This is a genomic window from Terriglobia bacterium (assembly GCA_020073085.1).
In the GTDB taxonomy this organism is placed as follows: Bacteria; Acidobacteriota; Terriglobia; order JAIQFV01; family JAIQFV01; genus JAIQFV01.
Window position 1 is genome coordinate 228,681 of record JAIQFV010000003.1, and the last position, 19,587, is coordinate 248,267.

A 19,587-nucleotide genomic window follows, 5' to 3' on the forward strand; every position below is an offset into this window, starting at 1 on the left:
GACCTCGGTTGGAGATCTCATTTGAGGATTGCCGAAAGAGTCGCATGAGGTTGGTCCATTCATGATTCACTCCCGGCTTGCTCCAGAATCCTGGGCCTTCCCATCCCGATTCTTCAATTCTTCAACGAACCTATCCCTGGCCATGATTCTCGCATGGACCTCAATCGAGCCTTATCTTAGCATGGAATGTCGCATTGCCCGGCGACCTACCTGCGCCTGCTTTCATGGGTAGGTGTTGTTTGGGGTTGTTTCCGCATTCTCTGAAAGATATACTCTGTGTGGGTAGTTCAAGGTGTGGCGGGAGCACGACTGCTGATGCCGCCCTGTCGCCCTTAAATTTTACTCTGAGCTCACACGGCCCCCGTTGCCACTGTACAGGTCGCAAACCTTCCTATCAATCCCGTCGTGTGAGCCGATTGCATTCAGGTGAAACTGTGCCATCACTTTCCATCTTGATCCCTTTTTATGACGATCTCCAGGAAGCCATTGAACTTGCCCAGTTGACCCGTTCTCAGGTGAAAACGGCAGAACAGATCCAATCCATCCTCATTGGATTGGATCCATCACGCCAAGCAGACCTCTCCGTCGGACTGCCCCGGGCAGCCAATATCGAGGTGATATTTTGTGACTCCTATCAAGGCTTCCCCAAAGCCAAAGATGCAGGATTGCGAGCCAGCTCAGGAGAAATGGTTTTCTTTCTTTACCCCGGCATCGAGCCTCAGCCCGGGGCCATAGATCACCTTTTGACCCAACTTCAAGCTCATCCCGATTGGGGGGCTGTGACGGGTTGTTGGCGCAATGGGCGCGGTCTTGTTGAGAAGGGCTACAACGTCCGCCGGTTCCCCACATTTCGCGCGCTCCTTTGGGATGTCCTTTTCATTAACAAACTATTTCCGCGGAACCGCACGACGCGTCATTACAAGATGCACGACTTCGACTATTCGAGCGTTTGCCAGGCCGACCATTCTAATGACAGCGTCTTCATGGCCCGGCGGCGGTTGTTGATTGATCTGGGAGGGTTCGGGGAATTCTACCGGTTCGGATGGTTTGACCAGGTGGAGGTTTGCCGCAAACTCAATCAAGACGGGCATCCAGTCTACTTCGATCCGGGCGCCATGTTCGTTTCAACCAACCGTCCGACCCTTGTCAACCGCCTGTTGGCTGACCACTATTCTGACTTCTATTCTGATCAGGAGCGCTACGTGCGAAGGGAATTTGGCTTTTGGAGGGCCAAGATATTCAGGGTCTCACTCGCCGTGGGAATGGTCCTTCGCCTCACCTTTGTCCGGGTGTTCCCTTTGCAGCTGCGTTCCTGGCTGCTCAAACGCTTCCACAGCTATGTGGGGGATCAGTACCTCCAGGGGATGAGCCAATCGTACGTCTCCCTGCTCCGGACCCTGATTCAGGCGGGTCCCACCAAAGAGAGGACAGATTGAAGATTGTCTCCGCACTGTATCAATTGGCCGATTTCGTCCGACGACGCATTGAATGCCGCGTCGCCCCACGGGAATGGATGGTGGAGACCACGAATCGATGCAATCTGGCCTGTGCCACGTGTCCCCGACAAGCGGTCAACGTTCCTGCGCAAGACATGAGTCTTGAGTTCTTTGAAGACGTCCTCGATCGTCATCCGGACGTCGAAGCCGTTTGGCCTTATGGTCTGGGAGAACCGCTGCTCAACCCGCAGATTTTTGGTTTTATCCGACATGCCAAACGACTCGGTAAGATCGTCTCCCTCTCCAGCAACGGCACCCTGTTGGATTCTCAGCGCGCAGAGCAGCTTCTCGATTCGGGATTGGACTACATCGTTCTTCCGGTCTACGGTGCCACATCCGAGAAGCCGGAGGACAAACCTTATCCTTCGAGGTTCCGGGATCTCGAGACCCGCATCGAGGCCTTCCTGAAACGGAAACTGGCCCGTGGCTCGCGCCTGCATGTGACCATCCAGACGATTGAGCAACGAAATGACCCTTTGAAGATTCGACAGTTCCGGCAACGATGGAAACAAATGGGAGTCGATAGCATCCGCGTCAAGGACGACCTCTCGGGACAGGCGTCCCGCAGCGCGGGTCCATCGCGGCACAAGCCCGATGCAACCCGACCCTGTTTTTTTCTGTGGAGAGGTCCCCTCTTTGTACAAGCCGGGGGGACGATCATTCCCTGCCCTTACTACCATGGGGCAGGGCCCTTTGGCGACCTTCGCCGGCAGACCGCCCTCGAAGCGTGGAATTCCAAACCCATGCAACAACTCCGGGAGGCACACTTGAATGGAGATTTATCTCAATACCCAGCTTGCGCGAATTGTCCGCGCCACCAGCCTCACCGGCTGCTGGCCTCACTCGGTTTTTTTGTCACGACCCGGCACATCCGTAGAATATTTCCAAAGTTGGAAGATGTTCAGCGGCGGTTGGGCTGGAAGCTATTTGAATGACGCAACGAATTAATGTCTATCGAGTAAAGAAATGGCGGAGTCGATTGGGACCCCGACTCTGCCCCTACGACAACCGCCTCTTCCTAGGGCGGTGGTTTTTTTATCAGAGATTTCAGCGGGCCCTCAATTGCTGTCCTGATTCCCCTCAATCCCGCGTGATGGATTTCGGGTGCTGGGAAGGCCATTTCCTTCCCAGCTTACTGGCGAATTACCATCAGGTTTGGGGGGTGGACAATGACAGGGCCTCGGTAGTAGAAGAGATCCCGGGAACATGGACGATCCTTCAGTGCGCGCGCAGCCTTTGCTCGGAGGAGAGTCCATCCACCTCGCATCTTCGCCTCGTCAAAGCAGACGGCCAATCATTGCCTGTTCGCGGGGGGTTTTTCGATATTGTTTTCTGCCTGGATACCCTGCCCTATGTTCGGAAGAATTCGCGTGCCCAGGTGATCATCGAACTTCGCCGTGTGTTGAAACCGGGCGGCACAATCATCATCAGCTTGCCTGTCGAAATGGGAGCGAGCCTGGTGCTGCGCGAGTTGCTGCGGAGGCTTTCAGGCAGTTTTCAGCAAAATTATAAGACGTCCGATCTGCTCCGTGCCATCCTCTTCTCACCCCGGCAGCAGCCGGATGAAAATGAAGCGGCAAGCCTGGTCGGTTACGATTACCGGGAGGATATTGATGCCATCGAGTCGCAATTCATTATTCGGCGGAGGGAGTTCCTGCCGTGGAACTGGCTGAAGTGGTTGTCTCCCACCATTCTCCTGGTCTGCGAAACGAGACCGGACCGGGCATGAGCAATCGGTCTCGCCGCGATCTGACCCTCCTGGGGGCATTGGTCCTGGCAGAGACCTTGCCGTTTGTCAACCGTGCCATACACCTGGATGAAAACACCTACCTCGCGATTGCCCGTCACGTTTCGCACAACTTCTGGTTTCCTGAGGACTTTGCCAGCCTCTGGTTTGGCATTCCCTCTCTGAACTTCGCGCCCCACACTCATCCGCCAGGTCTTCCGTATTTCCTCGATCTGATGATGCAATTATTCCAGGGGGAGACCGTGTGGTTAATGCGTCTGGGCTTCTTGATTTTCCCATTGGCTTATGCCTTCACGGGGTATCTCCTGGCTTGCCGATTTACCCGGCGCCCTCTGGCCGCAGCCGCGCTCATGATGGCCACACCAGCCGTCCTGGTCTTTTCATCCACGTTGATGCCGGACCTTCCCATGACCACCTTTTGGCTCTTGTCCGCCCTGAGCTTCGTGTGCGGTCTTGATGAGGGAAAACCCTGGAAAGTCATACTGACTGGCGTTCTTTTGTCGCTGGGCACATCGGTCAGCTACCAGGCAGTCTTTATGAGTTTATTGTTGCTCCTTTACGCAGTGGTGACTCAGAAGGGCGGGGGCATCCGCAAAATTCCCTGGTTCTGGATTTTGAGCAGCCTGGGTCTGCCTTGGATGGCTTTGACTGTATTTTGGTGCGCAGGGTATCTTCACTACGGATTCTGGCCGGCCAGGGTGAGCATCAAGTACCTGGCGACCGCCCACGTATTTGGCGTCGACTATTTTCAGCAGAAGCTGCTCGGAATGATATCGACCTTGGGCGGAACCCTTTTGATTTGCTTCTCCATCTTTCTCGTGTTTGTCAAAAGAGAAAGATGGAAAGGACTGATAGTGGTCTTAGGATTGGCGCTGGCAGCCTGTGCGTGGATGCCGCAAAGTTATTCCGCGTTCGAAAGAGGGGAGTACATCATCTTTGCCCTCGGCGGGCTGTCGTTGATTGGACTGGTCATGCGCTTTCTATGGTCCGCGATCAAAGGGACATTTGCGGGGGACCGAGTGTCAGCAAGTCATATTTTCCTGGGTTGCTGGGTCTTGGGGGTGATCGTATACACCATTCTTCTGTTTGAATTCTCAGCTGCACGTTACATTGTTGCGATCGCACCGGCAGTGTCCATTATCTTTGTGATCGAAGTGGAGCGCCTCTTCCATCGCGCCGAAGTCCGCCGGACTATCCTGGGCGCGACATTCATCGTCACGTGGGGGCTGGCCCTTGCGGTTGCCTATGCTGATTATCAGTTTGTGAACTCCTATCGCGATTTTTCAAAATGGTTTTCGCACAAATATGCACCGGCTCAAGGGACGTTCTGGGTCGGGACTGAAGCGGGGTTGCGTTTCTACATGGAGCTTGAAGGCGGCCGGACCCTGGTGAATGCCTTCAGCCCTACGAATCCGGAATGCCTCCCGGGAGTGAAGTGGGGGGAAGATCATTTTGGGCGTCCCCGCTCAAACGACTTGCTGGTGCGCCCGGAAAGCTTCCTCCGATACCCCCTCTCGTCTGATTTGGAGCTGTCGGAAATGATCGATTCAAGGACCTTGACCTCCCGTCTTCCGATCCGAACTTACGGCCCCTTATCCCACGCGGGTTTGCATGGAACTAATGTGGGCTTGCTTCCATTCGCATTCTCGAGTGCTCCATTGGACAGAATCGAAGTTTATCGATGCAGATGATCCCTGTCAGGATATTGCTTTCATCGATACGACGGGGAAGGGGAGCAAATCGTCCAGGGCCCGGGGTGCCGCCTGCATGCGCTCTTTGCATGCGGGCGATGGGAACCAGGACGCGCGGGTACTTATCCGGAAATGCTCCTTCGCAGACGTGAAAGAAACGCATGTCTGCGGCACCCTCGCCCGCGGGAGCAGAATGCTGGTATGATTTGCAACGGAGAAAATCTATGAAAATTCGAATCTTTACCGCCCTGGCGTTTAGTCTCGCCATGGTGGGATTGACTCTGGGGGAGGCCAATCCGGCCTCTGTGGTCAAATCCGCTTTGGTGAAAGCGGGACGAGTGCTCGATGTGAAGTCAGGCCAGTACCTCCTCAATCAGGGGATCCTTATTGAAGGGGGAATCATCCGGAAGATCGGGGCATTGGACACCTTCCTGGGGGGCGTGCCTGACAACACCGTCGTCATTGACCTCAGTCATGCCACCATCCTCCCAGGCCTGATCGACTGTCACGCCCACCTGCTTGATGCCATGGATCCGACCATCAATGGCGCTGATGAGCTGACGCTCACGATCACAAAATTCGCTCCGACCAAGCGGGTACTGCTTGGCGCCGCGATGGCACGGGAGGAGCTCGAAGGGGGTTTCACCACGGTGCGCGTCGTGGGTCATTCGGGAATCGACGGTGACGTGTCGCTGCGCGATGCCATACGCAACGGCTGGGTGCCCGGGCCGCGGATCGTGGCTTCGGCCCGCAAGATTACCCCCTACGGCGGGCAGGCCCAGGTCATGCCCTTTCAGTCCGGGGTGGCCCAAGCCATTGTCGACCAGGAGTACCTGCCGGTGAGTAATCCGGAGGAGGGGCGTCGCGCGGTTCTCGAGAACCTGCGCGTCGGAGCGGACTTGATCAAGGTGGTGGTGGACGAGGGGGCCCGCGTGCTCAATGATGAGACGATGAAGGCCATCGTCACAGAAGCTCATCGTGTCGGTGTGCGGGTCGCGGCCCACGCCACCTCCCCGTCGGGAATTCAGGTGGCGATAGACGCAGGCGTCGATTCCATTGAACACGCCGATGAGGCCTCGGCGGAGCAATTCCAGACCATGCGGGACAAGGGCATTTACTTGGTTCCAACACTATGGCCGCGCGACATGCTCGTCGTGGCGAGATCGACCACAAACCCGCCGCCCGGTACACGCCCTGACCCGGAAGCGACGAAAGACCAGATCGTCGCCGAGCAACGCGCCAAGTTAGACCTGGCAAGAAAGGTCGGAGTCAAGATGGCGTTCGGCTCTGACGAGTGGTACGCCTGGCCCGACAAGACTCGCGGACAAGCGACGCGGCGCCTCCTGGAGGCGTTGCAAACCTACGGGATGCCCCCGGCAGATGCGCTGCGCGCCGCCACCGTGAACGCCGCCGACCTGCTCAACATCGGACACCTCCTGGGGTCTCTCGAGCCAGGAAAATACGCCGACCTGATCGCCCTCGAGGGAGATCCGCTCACGAATTTGGTCGATTTGGAGAAGGTGAGATACGTCATGAAGGGCGGCGTGGTTGTCCGCGACGATTTCCACCCCGTATCGAATCGCAAAACAGATAGTGGTAGATGACGTCGGCCGCCACTTTGACCTCTCGGTTGAACTCGCGAGGTGTCAGGCGCGAGCCGCGGGCCAGGAGGGACCAGAAGTGGCGGTCCATCATTCGGGCGAAGGTGGGCAGATCTCGCCGTGGCAGTGCATTGGGGAGTTTTTGGAGCTGTCGGAAGACCCCGAGCACCCGGGCTTGGGTCCACGATTCGATTTGTTGCTGCATTGTGCTGAGTTTTCTGTCGGTGAGAACGGCCTCCTGCCACGCTCGAACGACGCCAAAATAGACCACATCAACGCGAAACGCGGCGGCCAAGAACTGGCGCAGGCCCATCTGCGGATCGGTGCCGCCGCCCGGGCGCAGGTCAAGACGGTTCAATCGCCCCATCAGTTCATTCATGAGGACGATCAGAAACTGTTGCTTTGAGGAAAAATACTGATAAAACGCGCCGGCGGCGGCCCCGGCCCGGGTTGTGATTCCCTCGATGGAAGTCGCCTCATATCCCTTCTGCCCAAATAGAACCCGGCCTGCTTCGAGCAGTTTGCGTCGCTTCTCAACGCTCCGTGCCTGCTGCGGGGGGGCGGTGGCTTTCGCTCTCGCTCGGAGGGCAGGAACCGGCGGCATTCGCCTCATCGTTTCACCCACGACCCTGCAACAGCGCCGGCACAACAAATCAACATCCAGCCGCCAAATACCCCTGCGGCGGCGGGGTCAATATTGGGAAAGACCGTGGGAAAAAAGGCACACGAGAACGGGTCCAGCAACAAGGTCGGGAGGATGAGAAGGGAGGCCGCCTGGCGCCAGGAATCCCTTGCCAGTCCGAGGCGCTCAAAGATCCTGCGAGCGGCCACGCCCATCAAAACAAAGCTGACCAGGTAAAGAAGGACCGCCTCGAGAGGCTGGTTCGGGTGCAGAAGACGTTGCCCGGCCAAGCGAATGCCGATGCTCCCCACCATCCAGAGGATAAATCCGAGTTGAAGGATGCGTGCCATATATGAACCTGAATTCATATTCATATATTGACATGCATGTGTCAAGGAAAATCCACATTGTCACCGAAGGGTCTGCCCCTATCCGCTCCATCAATCCCAGTGGCCCATGGCCCCCTGATATGGACAAGAACCGGACACGGCGGTCGGTACGCGCAATCACAAAAGGACGCCCCGCCGATCGTTGTGGCGGAATTCCGGGTTGCGGAATTACAATCAACCTATGCCTAAAGATAATTTAAAAAGAATGATGAAGCTGGCTGAGAAGTTTTTCGACACAAAGAACGATCCGACTCAAATTTCCATCACCCCGGCCAGCATCGACAAACTCAGGAAGATTCATCCCGACACCCTGACGGAAAAGAATGACAAGAACGGACCCATTGCCTGGTTTATCGTCATCCCCACGACCAAGGCCTTGATGAAAGGGTTCGTGGGAAGAAAGATCACCGAGCAGGAACTCCTCGACCACACCCCGTTGGGGAGGAGTTATGATGCCCTCTACTTATGCTCCGCCCTCGTATTGCCGGAATATCGAGGAAGGGGAGTGGCCCGGGGGTTGATTTCCAAGACCATTAAGTCCATCCAGAAAGACCACTCGATCCAGTACCTCTTCTACTGGGCGTTCAGCGCCGAGGGAAAGCGTTTGGCCACACGGATCGCCGAGGATTTCGACCTCCCCCTCTACAAAAGACCGGCGTGACAGCGAGGATTTCTCCGAGGTCTTCTCCGGCCGTGAGGGGCGAGCATTCCACCTCAAAGATCCATAATCTCCGGACTCAGGCTTGGTTCCTGGCATCTTCAGTTGTATTATGCTTCTCTCATGATCACTCCATCGACCGAGCCCTCTTTGACTGGGCTTCTCAACGATTTGCAGGAAGCCCGCGAACGAACGCTCGAACTCATCGAGGACCTGACCGATGAACAGATGATCGGCCCGCGCCTCGCGATCGTCAATCCATTGCGCTGGGAGATTGGCCATGTGGGATGGTTCCAGGAGTACTGGATCCTGCGCCATTACCGCAGACAGATGCCAATCGGGGCCGACCGTGACCGCCTCTACGATTCTGCGGCGGTCGCCCACGACACACGATGGGATTTGCTGCTTCCTTCAAAGGCAGAGACGGTTGCCTATATTCAGCAAATTCTCAAACGCGTCGTGGAGGGGGAGGGGCGGGGCCCTCTCGGAGAGCCTGACAGGTACAATGAAGCGTATTTCATTCGCTTGGCTCTTCTTCACGAGTACATGCACGCCGAAGCGATCACCTATACCCGACAGACATTAGGGTACCCTCCTCCTCGGATCCGCATCACCGGGAGGTCGAGCTCCGAGGGCGAGAAGGATCAACTTTCCACGACAGGAATGGAGAGACCCACCGATGATTCCGGACCGGATCTTGGAGACGCTGAGATTCCTGGGGGGACTTTTCATCTCGGCAGCACGCCCGACATGCCATTTGTATTTGATAACGAGCAGTGGGCACATCCCGTCACGGTGAAGGCATTCCGTATGGCGCGGGGGGCGGTAACGAACCGGGAATTTGCAGCCTTTGTCGAGGACGAGGGCTACAAACGACGCGAGTTTTGGACCGACGCGGGATGGATATGGCGCGAGACGGCTGGAGCTGAACATCCGGTCTACTGGCAGAATCAAGGAGGCGGCCGATGGCTGCGCCGCAACTTTGATGCTTGGGTTTCACTCGAACCCCGCTTGCCAGTCCTTCACGTCAACTGGCACGAAGCGGATGCCTATTGCCGCTGGGCCCGACGTCGCCTGCCCACCGAGGCGGAATGGGAGTTCGCAGCCGGCGCTGAGAGAGGGCAGGGCAATCGCCCCATAGAGTCGAAGCTAGAGTATCCTTGGGGTGAAGGGCCTGCGAACGCGGATCGCGCCAACCTCGAGTGGCGGCGGATGGGCTGTCTCCCGGTCGATGCCCTGCCGGCGGGAGAGAACGCCTTCGGGTGCCGCCAGATGATCGGCAATGTCTGGGAATGGACAGCGACTGACTTTGGGCCTTATCCGGGATTCTCCCCGGGACCTTACAAGGAATACTCCGCACCCTGGTTCGGAGACCACAAGGTGTTGCGCGGCGGGTGCTGGGTCACGCGCCCCGCTCTGATTCGGAACCAGTACCGGAACTTTTACCAACCCCACCGCCGGGACGTCTGGGCGGGCTTCCGCACTTGTGCCTTGACGGACAGGACATGAGAATCGGGATTATCACTCCGTCGCCTCCCCAATCTCACTCCGGCAACCGGATTACCGCGGTTCGGTGGGCTTCCATCTTAAGAGGGCTGGGACATCAGGTACGGATCGCGGAAGCTTATGCAGGGGAGCCTTACGAGATGCTGATTGCGTTGCATGCCCGGCGCAGTTACTCCTCCGCGCGGTATTTTCACCGTGCCCATCGGGACCGCCCCTTAGTGGTCGCCCTGACGGGCACGGATCTATACCATGACCTCCCCCGAAGCCGGACTGCACAGATGTCTCTGGAACTCGCCACCCGCATCGTCGCCCTTCAGCCCCAGGCACGGATGGAGCTGCAACCGCGGCTCCGGGAGAAGCTCCGCGTCATTTATCAGTCTGTCTCGCCAACGGGGAGAAAATCGAGCGGTTCTCTTGTCAGTGATTCGGTCCGCAATTTCAATGTCTGCGTAATCGCCCATCTTCGTGCTATCAAGGATCCCTTCAGGGCGGCGCTCGCCGCGCGGCGGCTCCCATCTTCGTCCCGCCTCCGGGTACTCCACCTGGGTGCCGCGATGACCGTCGCCATGAGACGCCGCGCGCTCAGGGAGACCAGAATTAATCCGCGGTACCGTTGGCTGGAGGACCGGCCGCGCCGGTACGTCGAACGGACCCTGGCACGGTGTGCAGTCTGTGTGCTTTCTTCGAAGGCCGAGGGCGGAGCGAATGTCCTGGGAGAGGCCATCGTCTCCGGGGTCCCCGTGCTGGCCTCACGGATACCCGGCTCGGTGGGCATCCTGGGTGAAGATTACGCGGGCTATTTCAGCGTGGGTAACACAAAGGAGCTGACCCGACTCTTCATCCACGCTGAAACGGATGGGAAGTTTCTCGCGGAACTTCGATCCCGATGCGCGAAACTTGCGCCGCTATTTTCTCCGGCCCGCGAACGGGAGGCCTGGAGGCGTCTGTTAAAGGAGCTGGGCAGATGAGAAAGCAGCCGAAGTTTGGGCCTGGAAGCCTCCCGCTTCATCCTTTGGGCTGCGCATTCGACAGCCGGAAAGCGCTCGATCCCCGTTGGATAGAAGGACGGGTCCGGTTGGCCATCCCTCGGGGTGCCGCAGGCATGTGCTTTTGACATGCCGGCGCTGGAACCAATGAGCCCGGAGCTCCTTTCCCGGGAGCCTTCCGTCGCCGACATGCAAACAGCGCATATCGGCGGCACCCGGCTTCATTCTTTGGATTGGACATTTCGCAGCTGAAAACGCTCGATCCCCGTTGGATAGAAGGACGGGTCCGGTTGGCCATCCCTCGGGGTGCCGCAGGCATGTGCTTTTGACATGCCGGCGCTGGAACCCATGAGCCCGGAGCTCCTTTCCCGGGAGCCTTCCGTCGCCGACATGCAAACAGCGCATATCGGCGGCACCCGGCCCTAATTCGTCTATTGGAACACATCCCCATGAAGACACCCCTTTGGACGCCCTCGGAAGAGCGCAAACGCAACGCGAATATCACGGCGTTCATTCATCAGGTCAACGAAAAATGCTCCCTTGAGATTCGAAACTATCCCGAGCTCTATCGGTGGTCTGTTGAGAATATTCCCGCCTTTTGGGAGATGGTATGGGACTACGCAGGGATCAAGGCCTCGCACGGGTACGATGTGGTCGTTGACGATCTCGACAGATTCCCCGGCGCTCGATGGTTTCCTGGGGCACGCCTCAATTTTTCAGAAAATCTTTTGCGGTATTGCGATGACCGAGCCGCGCTGATTTTCAAAGGGGAAAACGAAACCTCGCGTACGATGACGTACGCTCAGCTTTACACCGAGGTCGCGGGCGCGGCCAAAGCGCTGCGTGAGGTCGGGGTAGTCCCCGGTGATCGTGTAGTCGCCTACATGCCCAATCTGATTGAAACCGTGGTCGCGATGCTCGCGGCGACATCGCTGGGCGCCGTGTGGGCCGCTTGCGCGACTGACATCGGGCCGCACGCCGCGCTCGACCGACTCGGCCAAGTCGACCCAAAGGTGTTGTTCACGGCCGACGGTTATTTCCACAAGGGCCAATGGTTCGATACCCGAGCCAACGCGGCCCGGCTTGCCCAAGACATTCCATCACTTAAAAGGGTCGTGGTGGTGCAATGCTCAACCGGCAATCCTACCTTCCGCAGGATTCCTCAGGCTGTCCGTTATGACAATTTTATCTCTCCTCAGGGAGGCCCCATCCAATTTGAGCAACTCCCTTTTGACCATCCCGTTTACATCATGTTTTCCTCGGGCACCACGGGAAAACCCAAGTGCATCGTGCAGGGGGCCGGGGTGCTCATCAATCATCTCAAAGAGCACCGGCTCCATACCGATCTGAAGCGGGACGACCGGATGTTTTACATCACGACGTGCAGCTGGATGATGTGGAACTGGGTGGTGAGCGGCCTGGCCACGGGCGGTACGCTCATCCTTTACCATGGCAATCCATTCTATCCGAATCCCGGGGCGATGTGGAAAATGGTCCAGGACGAGCGCATTTCCATCTTCGGATGCAGCGCAACCTACATCAATTACCTGAGGAGTCAGGGGATAAAACCTGGCGAAGAATACGATCTTTCGTCCCTGAAGGAAATATCACAAACCGGCTCCAGCCTTTCAGCAGAGGGCTTCGAGTACGTTTACCGCTCCATCAAACAGGACCTGTATTTCAATTCGATTTCCGGGGGTACCGACATCAACGGCTGCTTCGCCTCCGGCAATCCGATCAGCCCGGTGTATGCCGGCGAACTGCAGGGTCCCGCCCTCGCGATGAAAATTAATGCCTACGACGAAGCGGCCAATCCGGTTCGCGATCGCCAGGGAGAGCTGGTGTGCGAAGCACCGTCGCCCTCCATGCCGCTCTCCTTCTGGAACGATCCCGATCAGGAGAAATACCGGGGGGCATATTTTAATTTCTTTCCCAAACACAACGTCTGGCGGCACGGGGATTACATCCAAATCCACAGCGATACCGGCGGCATCACCTTCTACGGGCGGTCCGACTCGACGCTGAAGCCTTCCGGCGTCCGCATTGGCACGGCAGAAATCTATACCGCGATGGAGGGATTCGAAGAGATAACCGATTCGCTGGCCGTCGGACAACACTGGGAAGGGGACCAGCGTGTCGTTTTGTTCGTCAAGATGAAGCCGGGCGTCTTGCTCAGTGAAGCGCTTCAAAGCAGGATCAAGGAAGAAATCAAAGTGAATGCCTCGCTTCGGCATGTCCCGGCGCTGATTGTCGAAGTCCCAGACATTCCGTACACCTTCAACATGAAAAAGGTCGAGAGCGCGGTGGCTCACATCGTCAACGGCAATCCGGTGACCAACCGCGACGTCCTCCGCAATCCCGAATCACTGGAGGCTTTTGAAAAGATACTGCCGAAGTTGAAGCACTGAGTGGCTCGCGGATTAAACGTGGATTCCGAAATTGAGGACTCTGAAAGAAGACGGGCAAGGAGACCGATATGACCCGGAGCGCGCGCAGAATATTGTCCAATCTGTGTTCTGTGCCGTATGCAGGGCAAGGGAGGTCAAAGGAATTAAGAAGGGAGACCGATTAGGCCCGGAGGGCCAGTGCGCCGCGGCGCATAGCCCCGCCTGAAGCCCCGAGTTCTTTGCGGGGCAAGGGCGGGGTATGCCGGCCCTACAAAAATCACCCAAGAGGCCCGTAGGGCCGACAGAAAAGTGAATTGGCATCCTCCAATTTGTCAGTCGTTAAACAAATCCGGACAAGGCAGGACGTCTCCACAGCTGAGAGACGATATAGAGCCCATCTATTCGGACTGCCATCTTGCTCCATATAATTAAGGGATCTTGGACTCCGCCAATTTCGTGTGATCCTCAAGCGCGTGAAGCATTGTTAGTCCCCTGAAAGCCGGAGCGAGCTCCCACACCCCCACGGGGCATTGATGCACATGGCTCTATTAATGATTCACGGAATTCAGCCCGCCTCACCGTGCACTCCGCTTCTTCCTGCTGTAGACCACCCTCCCGCCATTCCAATCTCCCCTCCTCACGTGAGCGTTATATTAGAATTTTCAATCGGTGAGCCTATTTCAGTTGTTTTACCGCTTTAAAAGGTAGAGGCAAATAGATCGTGCCGCTGTTTTGAGAGCTTTTCCAGTAGAAATGGATGATGAGAGCATGGCCTTGATAGAACGGGACGAGGGTGGACAGATGCTCCTTCCTTCATGACCGGGAGCCTGGTTTAAGTCTTGGAGACTCCTCAAGATTAAATTTACGGTCGGAGGGAAGGAGGTCCTGTGGTCCGAAGAATTCTGGTCGCTCTTCTGCTCGCGTGGTTTGGTCCCGTTGAACGTGCGCACATTGTACACATCCTGGAACGGACCCGTACGCGTTGGTAGCGCCCGTCCGGACTGTGCGCGAGGGGTCGGTTTTCCCTGCAGCTGTCGGATCATTGTTATGAAGGTGCGACACCCAGAACAACTCCCCGTCCGCTGAGGTCCCTTTTTCAATCCATTTCGGACCCGCTCGTGTTGGTCCGCCTCTTTCAGGGCCGTCAGGCAAACGAGATGATGACCAGGCTCATATGGAACTGAATTTTGAAATCTGAAGAAAAGGAGAGGATTACAGTCTACAGGAGGCGAGACTTCAAATGTCTCCGGGGGCAATTGCGTAAAAAGAATTGAGCGGCCAGGTCTTCAATCGAGGGCCGTGGGGAGCTGGCTGCGGGGAGCGAAACAATAAGGCGCCTTCCGGCGTGAATGGGGAGCTCAGGTTGACCCCACCGCGCCGTCTTGTTGCTTCGGAGGAGGCCGACATGAAAACCGAAAGGACGTTGCCTTCGGACCTCACTGCAGTGCTCAACCAAGTGGAAGGGGGAGAAAGAATTCTAGCTCTTCGACCGAAGCAGACCGTCTTCTCCCAGGGGGATCGGGCCAATGCCATTTTTTTCATTCAAAAGGGCGAAGTGGAGCTCACCGTTGTCTCCAGGCAGGGAAGGGAAGCGGTACTCGGCCTTCTTGACGCCGGCAACTTCGTCGGGGAGGAATGCCTGGCGGGTCAGCCGTTCCGGATGGAGACCGCCACCACCCTGATCGAGTCTTCCCTTGTGAAAATTGACCGGAAAATCATGATCGATGTCCTCAAGCAGCAACCCGCCTTCTCACGATTCTTCATCTCCTATCTGCTTTCGAGCAATGTTCGATCCAAAGAGGACCTGGAGGACCAACTGTTCAATTGCAGCGAGAAGCGTCTGGCCCGGGTACTGCTCAAACTGGCCCACTTTGGCGAGGACAATCAGAATGAGGCCACTCTTCCGGAAGTCAATCAACAGATGCTGGCGGAGAAGGTAGGCACCACGCGCCAAAGGGTCAATTTCTTCATGAACAAATTCAGGAAGCTGGGGTTCATTGAATATGGCGGTCGCCTGCAAGTGCACCGTTCACTTTTCACGGTCCTGCTCCGTGATTGAGTCCTTCCGATAATCCTCACGTCAAGGCGCGCCTGCGCGGGCAGGATCCTGTGTCCCTGTCCCATTCAGGACAGACGAAAGTAATTTTGAGATGTACTCTTTTCTCAGTGGTCGGTACGACCGCGAGTCTCAGGGTTGGATGCTCGCGGCCTGATGTTCAGATGAATGTTTTGAATGTTACTAATGAGAATACAGTGGGGGCAGATTTATTCCTCCTTCATTCTTGTTGTTTCCTGACCACAATGAGGCGCTCACACACTTAGTCGGTTGCTCTTTCGATTCTATTGTTCCACATCTGGAGGCCGGGGCGCCTTGAACAACAAGTGAAACGGACAAGCCGGAACAGATAATTTTCGAACCAGTCACGGTCCTGTCGAAGAATAGATCTTTCCCCCAGGAACACTTTCAGAAACCTCACCCAAAGGAGTTGAACCATGCCACTAACGTATACGCTCGTTCGTGATTGCTTGAACAATGTCGAGGACAACGCCGGCCGCTGGCAGATTGAAGGGGGAAAGGTGTTTGAGAAAAAGGAACACGTGGCCAACTACTCGAGCGTGAAGCGAGTGAGCTGTGGCACGCAGGAGCAGAACACCGCGATGTTGTGGATCACCTTATTTTTCCTCAAGGGAAAGCCGCCGGAGAACATGACTTTGCACGGCGCCCACGACTTCAACAGTGGCGGCGAAATCGGCAGCGTCAGCGCGGCGTCGGCGAGCTTTGCTTCACGCATCGGCAAACAGTTTTCGCGCGTCGTGAACACGCTGACGATCTCATAACCCGGAACAAAGGTCATAGGGTCAGATGGGTTGGAGGATGATCTGACCCAATTATCGCATGGCACAAAGCATAAGTCAGGTTGGAGGAAAAATGACGGCGCGCGAACACCCTCATAAGTCGGCAGCACGTCCTGGCATGCTCGGGGGAATATCCGAATTTGATTTCTCGTCGGGCGGGAGTGACTGACATGACAGAAAAAGAAGGTATTCTGCAGCTGGATTTGCATGACGTTTATCAGGAACCCTTACAGGAGAATGTCGACATTTTGCTCCGCCACCAAGTGCTCACTGATAACCCTGTTCTTAGAGGACTGGATGGATCGAAACGTCTAGAGATTAAGAAACTGTATGCAGTGCCTCAGGGTCTCTATAGTCTGGAAGTCAACACCCTGGGGTACCTGCCAGTCATTCAATTCGTGAACGTTGCAGCTGCACCGGGCAGCAGCGTTGCCATGACGCTTCCGGTAAATCCAAGGAAAGTCCAGCGCATCGACTGGTGTCCTTACGCAGAGTTGGAAAACGGCGCCCGAGCTGTGCTCGAAGCCAGTGGAAAGGTTTTAGGGTTTGAAGGAAAGAGCGGCGAGGATCTCTACGACGCATTCGATGAGATCCGTAAAGCAGGCTTGCTTAACATTTTCGCCAAGACGGGCAAAACCCTGCTTGCGGACGGCACATTGGTTCTCTCCTATATTCAGCGCCTGAACGAATTGCGGGGCGACCGCTTCTATGCGGTGGTGACCAAGCAGCTGCGCGAAAACACCAAGAACAGTGTTGCCGCCGGTTTATTCGAAGTGGCCTCTGAAGCTCTCCACAGGCCTCCGGACGGATTCACCGGTGCCGGTAGCTTCAAGAGTCTGGATCGCTACGGCAACCTGCAACTGAGCTTCTTCTCAAACGGAACTGACTGGGTGGCCGACGTTGATATCGACAATGCTCGTGGCCTGGAACATGTGTTTCAAGTGCTGGGCAATTTCCTTGCAAATCGTCCTACCCATCCGTACGACATTCACGAGATCCTGCTTGGTTACCAAAACATTGATCCAGGCTACCGTTTGTTCGTCTAGGATGCGCTCGGCTCGCCACTTTCGGACAGTAAAGGCACGAGAAAGGTAGAAAAAAGGGGGGGCTGACTTTTTCAATTCTCATTTCAGTGACATGAGACAACTCAGACAAGCAGGAGCAGACACCCTTCGTTTTTGGTTTTTGGAGTTCCGGGAGGGGAAAGTGTCCATATTTCCGTGTAGTTCCGGAAGACAGGGCTATATCACCTTATCGTGCACCATCCGAAGATTGGAAGGCAGGATTTGCAGAAGTGAGGAGCTGGTGGCCGTCCTGCCTCGAGCCCAATCACAAATCTGAATTTGGAAATGTCTGAGCCCAGGGACTTATTGAACCGCTTGAAAATGAATTTGGACTTGGCCGCCCTATTGGTCCAGGCGAGTTCCAAATCGTGGAGCGTGGAAGCCTGAGCCGAAAATTAGAGGGAAGAAAAACACAAATGGCGAGTGTGCGTGATTCGCCTACTGATTGGAATTCTCGAAAGTCGCACCATGCCCCCATTTGTAGTCAAAAGAGGTGTCTTCACATGTATAAGAATGCGCTCAGTGTAGCTCTGCTTGCCATTCTTTTGCTCGTCCTCGGGCTCCCGCTTCGAGGTGAAGATGAGACGAACGTCCTTACGAACGATTCTGTCCTCCAGATGTTTCGCTGGAAAATGAAGCCTGCTGAAATCGTGGCTCTTATTGACCGCAGCGGTGAGAACACGATATTCACTCTAACCCCGGAGAGCATTCAGATGCTCGCGAAAGCTGGTGCGACGCCACTTGTGCTCGACGCCATGTACAGGGCGACAATGAAAGCATCTCAGCACATCGGATTGTCGTCGGCTATTTCGCAAACACCGTCCTCTCCGAAAGCTATTACAACGACGCCCCAGCCTCCACCGCAACCTCAGGCTGCACCCCCATCTCCACAGCCGCCCTCACCCGCGGTCCCGACCATTTCAGGAGCCGTGCCCGCGGCGGGAGCTCCAGTCGTCAGTTTAGAGGCTTCAGTTCAGCCGAGAGCCCCTGTGCCTTTACGGCCTTCCTCTACGGGATCTGACGACGAGCGTCTCACTAGGGCAAAGATCCCTCTTGTTCGTGCACAACCGCCGCATCCTCAGCAGCCGAAGAGCGCCCTTTTGGTGTATCAGCTTGACTGGAACAATGGTATTGCCTCGCCGGGTACCATATATGAATCAGGCGACTCGCTCCTCCGCCTAACCAACGCAAACACGATCTTGTACACGTATCAATTCGAGGTAAATGAGATCAAAGGGAGCGGCGACGATCTCTCTCAGTGGGCCAAACTAATCACGGATACTACGAAGCTCCTCCCAAGCGGCGTCCCTCGTGAGGCGTATGCTCCTGAGAAGTGTCAGCTGAAAAAGCTCTTGAGAGAAACGAATAGGAAACTAACAGACATCCGCACTAAGATACAGCAGATGGTTCCGGACAGACTTTCTGGCGGCAACTATAAGAGCATTCCCCTCGACACATCGGAAAAAGCTTGGGCGGATATCCGACCCAAGTACGATGGGTTCGAAGAGGATGTGACCGCTATTCAACATGAGTTGAGTAAAGAAGCCTGTTCCAAAGAATCCGACCTGTCACTAGCAGTAGAGCTCGTTTTGGATGAATTTCCACCTATGCGAGACCGTGTAGATGAGATTCAAAAGAAGGCCGATGCGCCCTGGCAGGATTTGTCGCACCGGCTCGACCGGACAAGTGGATACGACACAACCGTCGCGGAGCTCTACAATAACGCCGCTACCGAGGCCAAATCCAAAGTGTTTCACTTGGAACGTGGATTCAACATTCTCACCTTGTCAGGCGGCTTTCTGGTCACAAAGCTGCAGGCAAGAAGTTACTCCTCAGTGGCCCAGCCGGTTGCGCCACCTGCTGGCTCGCCGCCCAACACGCTCCCTGGCTCGCAAAACGTGCTGTCAGTTAACGGGCTGGGTAGTGGCATGCGTCCGGCACTTGTGGCGCTGTTTAACTACCACGATCCCTTCTCGTGGCCACTCAACCGGCCGAACTTCGGTTTGGCTCTTTCCGCGGGTCCGGTCATTGACGTCGCGAACGGACAAGCTGACACCACAAGGTTTGGTGTGTTTGTGGGCGGGTCCGTACACCTCTGGCAGCGGCTGTTCGTGACCGCCGGCGTGCACTTTGGTGAGTTTTCTGATTTTCCTCAAGGATTTCAGAAGCCCGGCGACCCAATTCCATCCAATGCTGGCACACCAACAGGTGTGAATCGTTGGACCGGTCGTTTTGCTTTGGGAATTACCTTTCAGGGTAAAGACTTGAGCGGTCTGGTGCAAAAGAGCAGTCAGCCCACGAGCTCCGTGCAGAAACAGTGAAGAAAATTTCACAAGTGGTCAGCCAGGAAGAAACTGTCGCTATGAGATTGGTTAGTCGCCGCGCCGGGCAGGGAAAGCGTCCGAAAAATAAGGGGGATCAGCCCTTTCGAATTTCCATTCTGTGGTGACATGAGCAACTCACGAAACCGGGACCAGACAGCCCTCGTTATTGGCTCTTGCGATCTCCGGTAGGGGAGAATGTCCTTGCTTCAATGAAGCCCAAGACCGCTTGACTATATCACCGTGTTTGTTGCGACCCGACG

The 19,587-nt window shown here is 56.1% G+C and carries 15 protein-coding genes; 13 read left to right on the forward strand and 2 right to left on the reverse strand.

Features of this window, described 5'->3' with window-relative positions:
* The first annotated feature begins 434 nt into the window (after positions 1 to 434).
* The 5 genes from LAO21_05280 (at position 435) to LAO21_05300 (ending at position 6,538) form a co-directional block, all read left to right on the forward strand.
* Positions 435 to 1,436: a hypothetical protein gene (locus LAO21_05280; protein MBZ5552112.1), complete on the forward strand. Its 1,002-nt coding sequence runs from the start codon at positions 435 to 437 to the stop codon at positions 1,434 to 1,436.
* On the forward strand, positions 1,433 to 2,431 hold the full coding sequence (locus tag LAO21_05285) for a radical SAM protein (GenBank protein ID MBZ5552113.1): 999 nt from the start codon (positions 1,433 to 1,435) through the stop codon (positions 2,429 to 2,431). Before LAO21_05280 ends, LAO21_05285 begins: the two co-directional genes overlap by 4 nt.
* Positions 2,428 to 3,225, forward strand: a complete 798-nt coding sequence (locus LAO21_05290; GenBank protein MBZ5552114.1) for a class I SAM-dependent methyltransferase — start codon at positions 2,428 to 2,430, stop codon at positions 3,223 to 3,225. Before LAO21_05285 ends, LAO21_05290 begins: the two co-directional genes overlap by 4 nt.
* Positions 3,222 to 4,934 (forward strand): glycosyltransferase family 39 protein, encoded by a 1,713-nt coding sequence (locus LAO21_05295; protein ID MBZ5552115.1) that lies wholly within the window; start codon positions 3,222 to 3,224, stop codon positions 4,932 to 4,934. The genes LAO21_05290 and LAO21_05295 overlap by 4 nt, the downstream gene beginning before the upstream one ends.
* A gap of 224 nt (positions 4,935 to 5,158) precedes the next feature.
* A complete protein-coding gene (locus tag LAO21_05300; protein MBZ5552116.1) occupies positions 5,159 to 6,538 on the forward strand; it encodes an amidohydrolase family protein in 1,380 nt (459 codons plus the stop codon).
* Here LAO21_05300 and LAO21_05305 read toward each other — a convergent pair.
* Together LAO21_05305 and LAO21_05310 are read right to left on the reverse strand one after the other, a co-directional pair.
* Positions 6,465 to 7,148, reverse strand: a complete 684-nt coding sequence (locus tag LAO21_05305; GenBank protein MBZ5552117.1) for a TetR/AcrR family transcriptional regulator — start codon at positions 7,146 to 7,148, stop codon at positions 6,465 to 6,467. The genes LAO21_05300 and LAO21_05305 overlap by 74 nt on opposite strands.
* The gene (locus LAO21_05310) at positions 7,145 to 7,507 is read right to left on the reverse strand and encodes a DUF5367 domain-containing protein (GenBank protein ID MBZ5552118.1); all 363 of its coding nucleotides are present in this window, start codon (positions 7,505 to 7,507) and stop codon (positions 7,145 to 7,147) included. Before LAO21_05310 ends, LAO21_05305 begins: the two co-directional genes overlap by 4 nt.
* A gap of 220 nt (positions 7,508 to 7,727) precedes the next feature.
* On the opposite strand from LAO21_05310, the gene LAO21_05315 reads away from it, so the two are divergent.
* The 8 genes from LAO21_05315 to LAO21_05350 all read left to right on the forward strand — a co-directional run bounded on the left by LAO21_05315 (position 7,728) and on the right by LAO21_05350 (position 19,324).
* Positions 7,728 to 8,207 (forward strand): GNAT family N-acetyltransferase, encoded by a 480-nt coding sequence (locus LAO21_05315; protein ID MBZ5552119.1) that lies wholly within the window; start codon positions 7,728 to 7,730, stop codon positions 8,205 to 8,207.
* A 120-nt stretch (positions 8,208 to 8,327) separates the two neighbouring features.
* Positions 8,328 to 9,713 (forward strand): SUMF1/EgtB/PvdO family nonheme iron enzyme, encoded by a 1,386-nt coding sequence (locus LAO21_05320; protein ID MBZ5552120.1) that lies wholly within the window; start codon positions 8,328 to 8,330, stop codon positions 9,711 to 9,713.
* Entirely contained in the window at positions 9,710 to 10,678 is a 969-nt protein-coding gene (locus LAO21_05325) for a TIGR04348 family glycosyltransferase (protein MBZ5552121.1), read from the forward strand. Before LAO21_05320 ends, LAO21_05325 begins: the two co-directional genes overlap by 4 nt.
* 467 nt (positions 10,679 to 11,145) lie before the next feature.
* On the forward strand, positions 11,146 to 13,104 hold the full coding sequence (locus LAO21_05330; GenBank protein MBZ5552122.1) for an acetoacetate--CoA ligase: 1,959 nt from the start codon (positions 11,146 to 11,148) through the stop codon (positions 13,102 to 13,104).
* A 1,384-nt stretch (positions 13,105 to 14,488) separates the two neighbouring features.
* Entirely contained in the window at positions 14,489 to 15,142 is a 654-nt protein-coding gene (locus tag LAO21_05335) for a Crp/Fnr family transcriptional regulator (GenBank protein ID MBZ5552123.1), read from the forward strand.
* A gap of 434 nt (positions 15,143 to 15,576) precedes the next feature.
* Entirely contained in the window at positions 15,577 to 15,921 is a 345-nt protein-coding gene (locus LAO21_05340) for a hypothetical protein (protein ID MBZ5552124.1), read from the forward strand.
* Between the two features lie 188 nt (positions 15,922 to 16,109).
* Positions 16,110 to 16,985 (forward strand): hypothetical protein, encoded by an 876-nt coding sequence (locus tag LAO21_05345; protein ID MBZ5552125.1) that lies wholly within the window; start codon positions 16,110 to 16,112, stop codon positions 16,983 to 16,985.
* Positions 16,986 to 18,202: 1,217 nt separating this feature from the next.
* A complete protein-coding gene (locus LAO21_05350) occupies positions 18,203 to 19,324 on the forward strand; it encodes a hypothetical protein (protein ID MBZ5552126.1) in 1,122 nt (373 codons plus the stop codon).
* Positions 19,325 to 19,587: the final 263 nt, after the last annotated feature.

Excerpts from the sequence above, each read along its gene's own strand:
- LAO21_05345 (MBZ5552125.1), top strand. The coding sequence starts at position 16,110 with ATGACAGAAAAAGAAGGTATTCTGCAGCTGGATTTGCATGACGTTTAT.
- LAO21_05290 (MBZ5552114.1), top strand. The coding sequence starts at position 2,428 with ATGACGCAACGAATTAATGTCTATCGAGTAAAGAAATGGCGGAGTCGA.
- LAO21_05305 (MBZ5552117.1), bottom strand. The coding sequence starts at position 7,148 with ATGAGGCGAATGCCGCCGGTTCCTGCCCTCCGAGCGAGAGCGAAAGCC.
- LAO21_05300 (MBZ5552116.1), top strand. The coding sequence starts at position 5,159 with ATGAAAATTCGAATCTTTACCGCCCTGGCGTTTAGTCTCGCCATGGTG.
- LAO21_05320 (MBZ5552120.1), top strand. The coding sequence starts at position 8,328 with ATGATCACTCCATCGACCGAGCCCTCTTTGACTGGGCTTCTCAACGAT.
- LAO21_05340 (MBZ5552124.1), top strand. The coding sequence starts at position 15,577 with ATGCCACTAACGTATACGCTCGTTCGTGATTGCTTGAACAATGTCGAG.
- LAO21_05295 (MBZ5552115.1), top strand. The coding sequence starts at position 3,222 with ATGAGCAATCGGTCTCGCCGCGATCTGACCCTCCTGGGGGCATTGGTC.
- LAO21_05310 (MBZ5552118.1), bottom strand. The coding sequence starts at position 7,507 with ATGGCACGCATCCTTCAACTCGGATTTATCCTCTGGATGGTGGGGAGC.
- LAO21_05315 (MBZ5552119.1), top strand. The coding sequence starts at position 7,728 with ATGCCTAAAGATAATTTAAAAAGAATGATGAAGCTGGCTGAGAAGTTT.
- LAO21_05325 (MBZ5552121.1), top strand. The coding sequence starts at position 9,710 with ATGAGAATCGGGATTATCACTCCGTCGCCTCCCCAATCTCACTCCGGC.
- LAO21_05330 (MBZ5552122.1), top strand. The coding sequence starts at position 11,146 with ATGAAGACACCCCTTTGGACGCCCTCGGAAGAGCGCAAACGCAACGCG.
- LAO21_05335 (MBZ5552123.1), top strand. The coding sequence starts at position 14,489 with ATGAAAACCGAAAGGACGTTGCCTTCGGACCTCACTGCAGTGCTCAAC.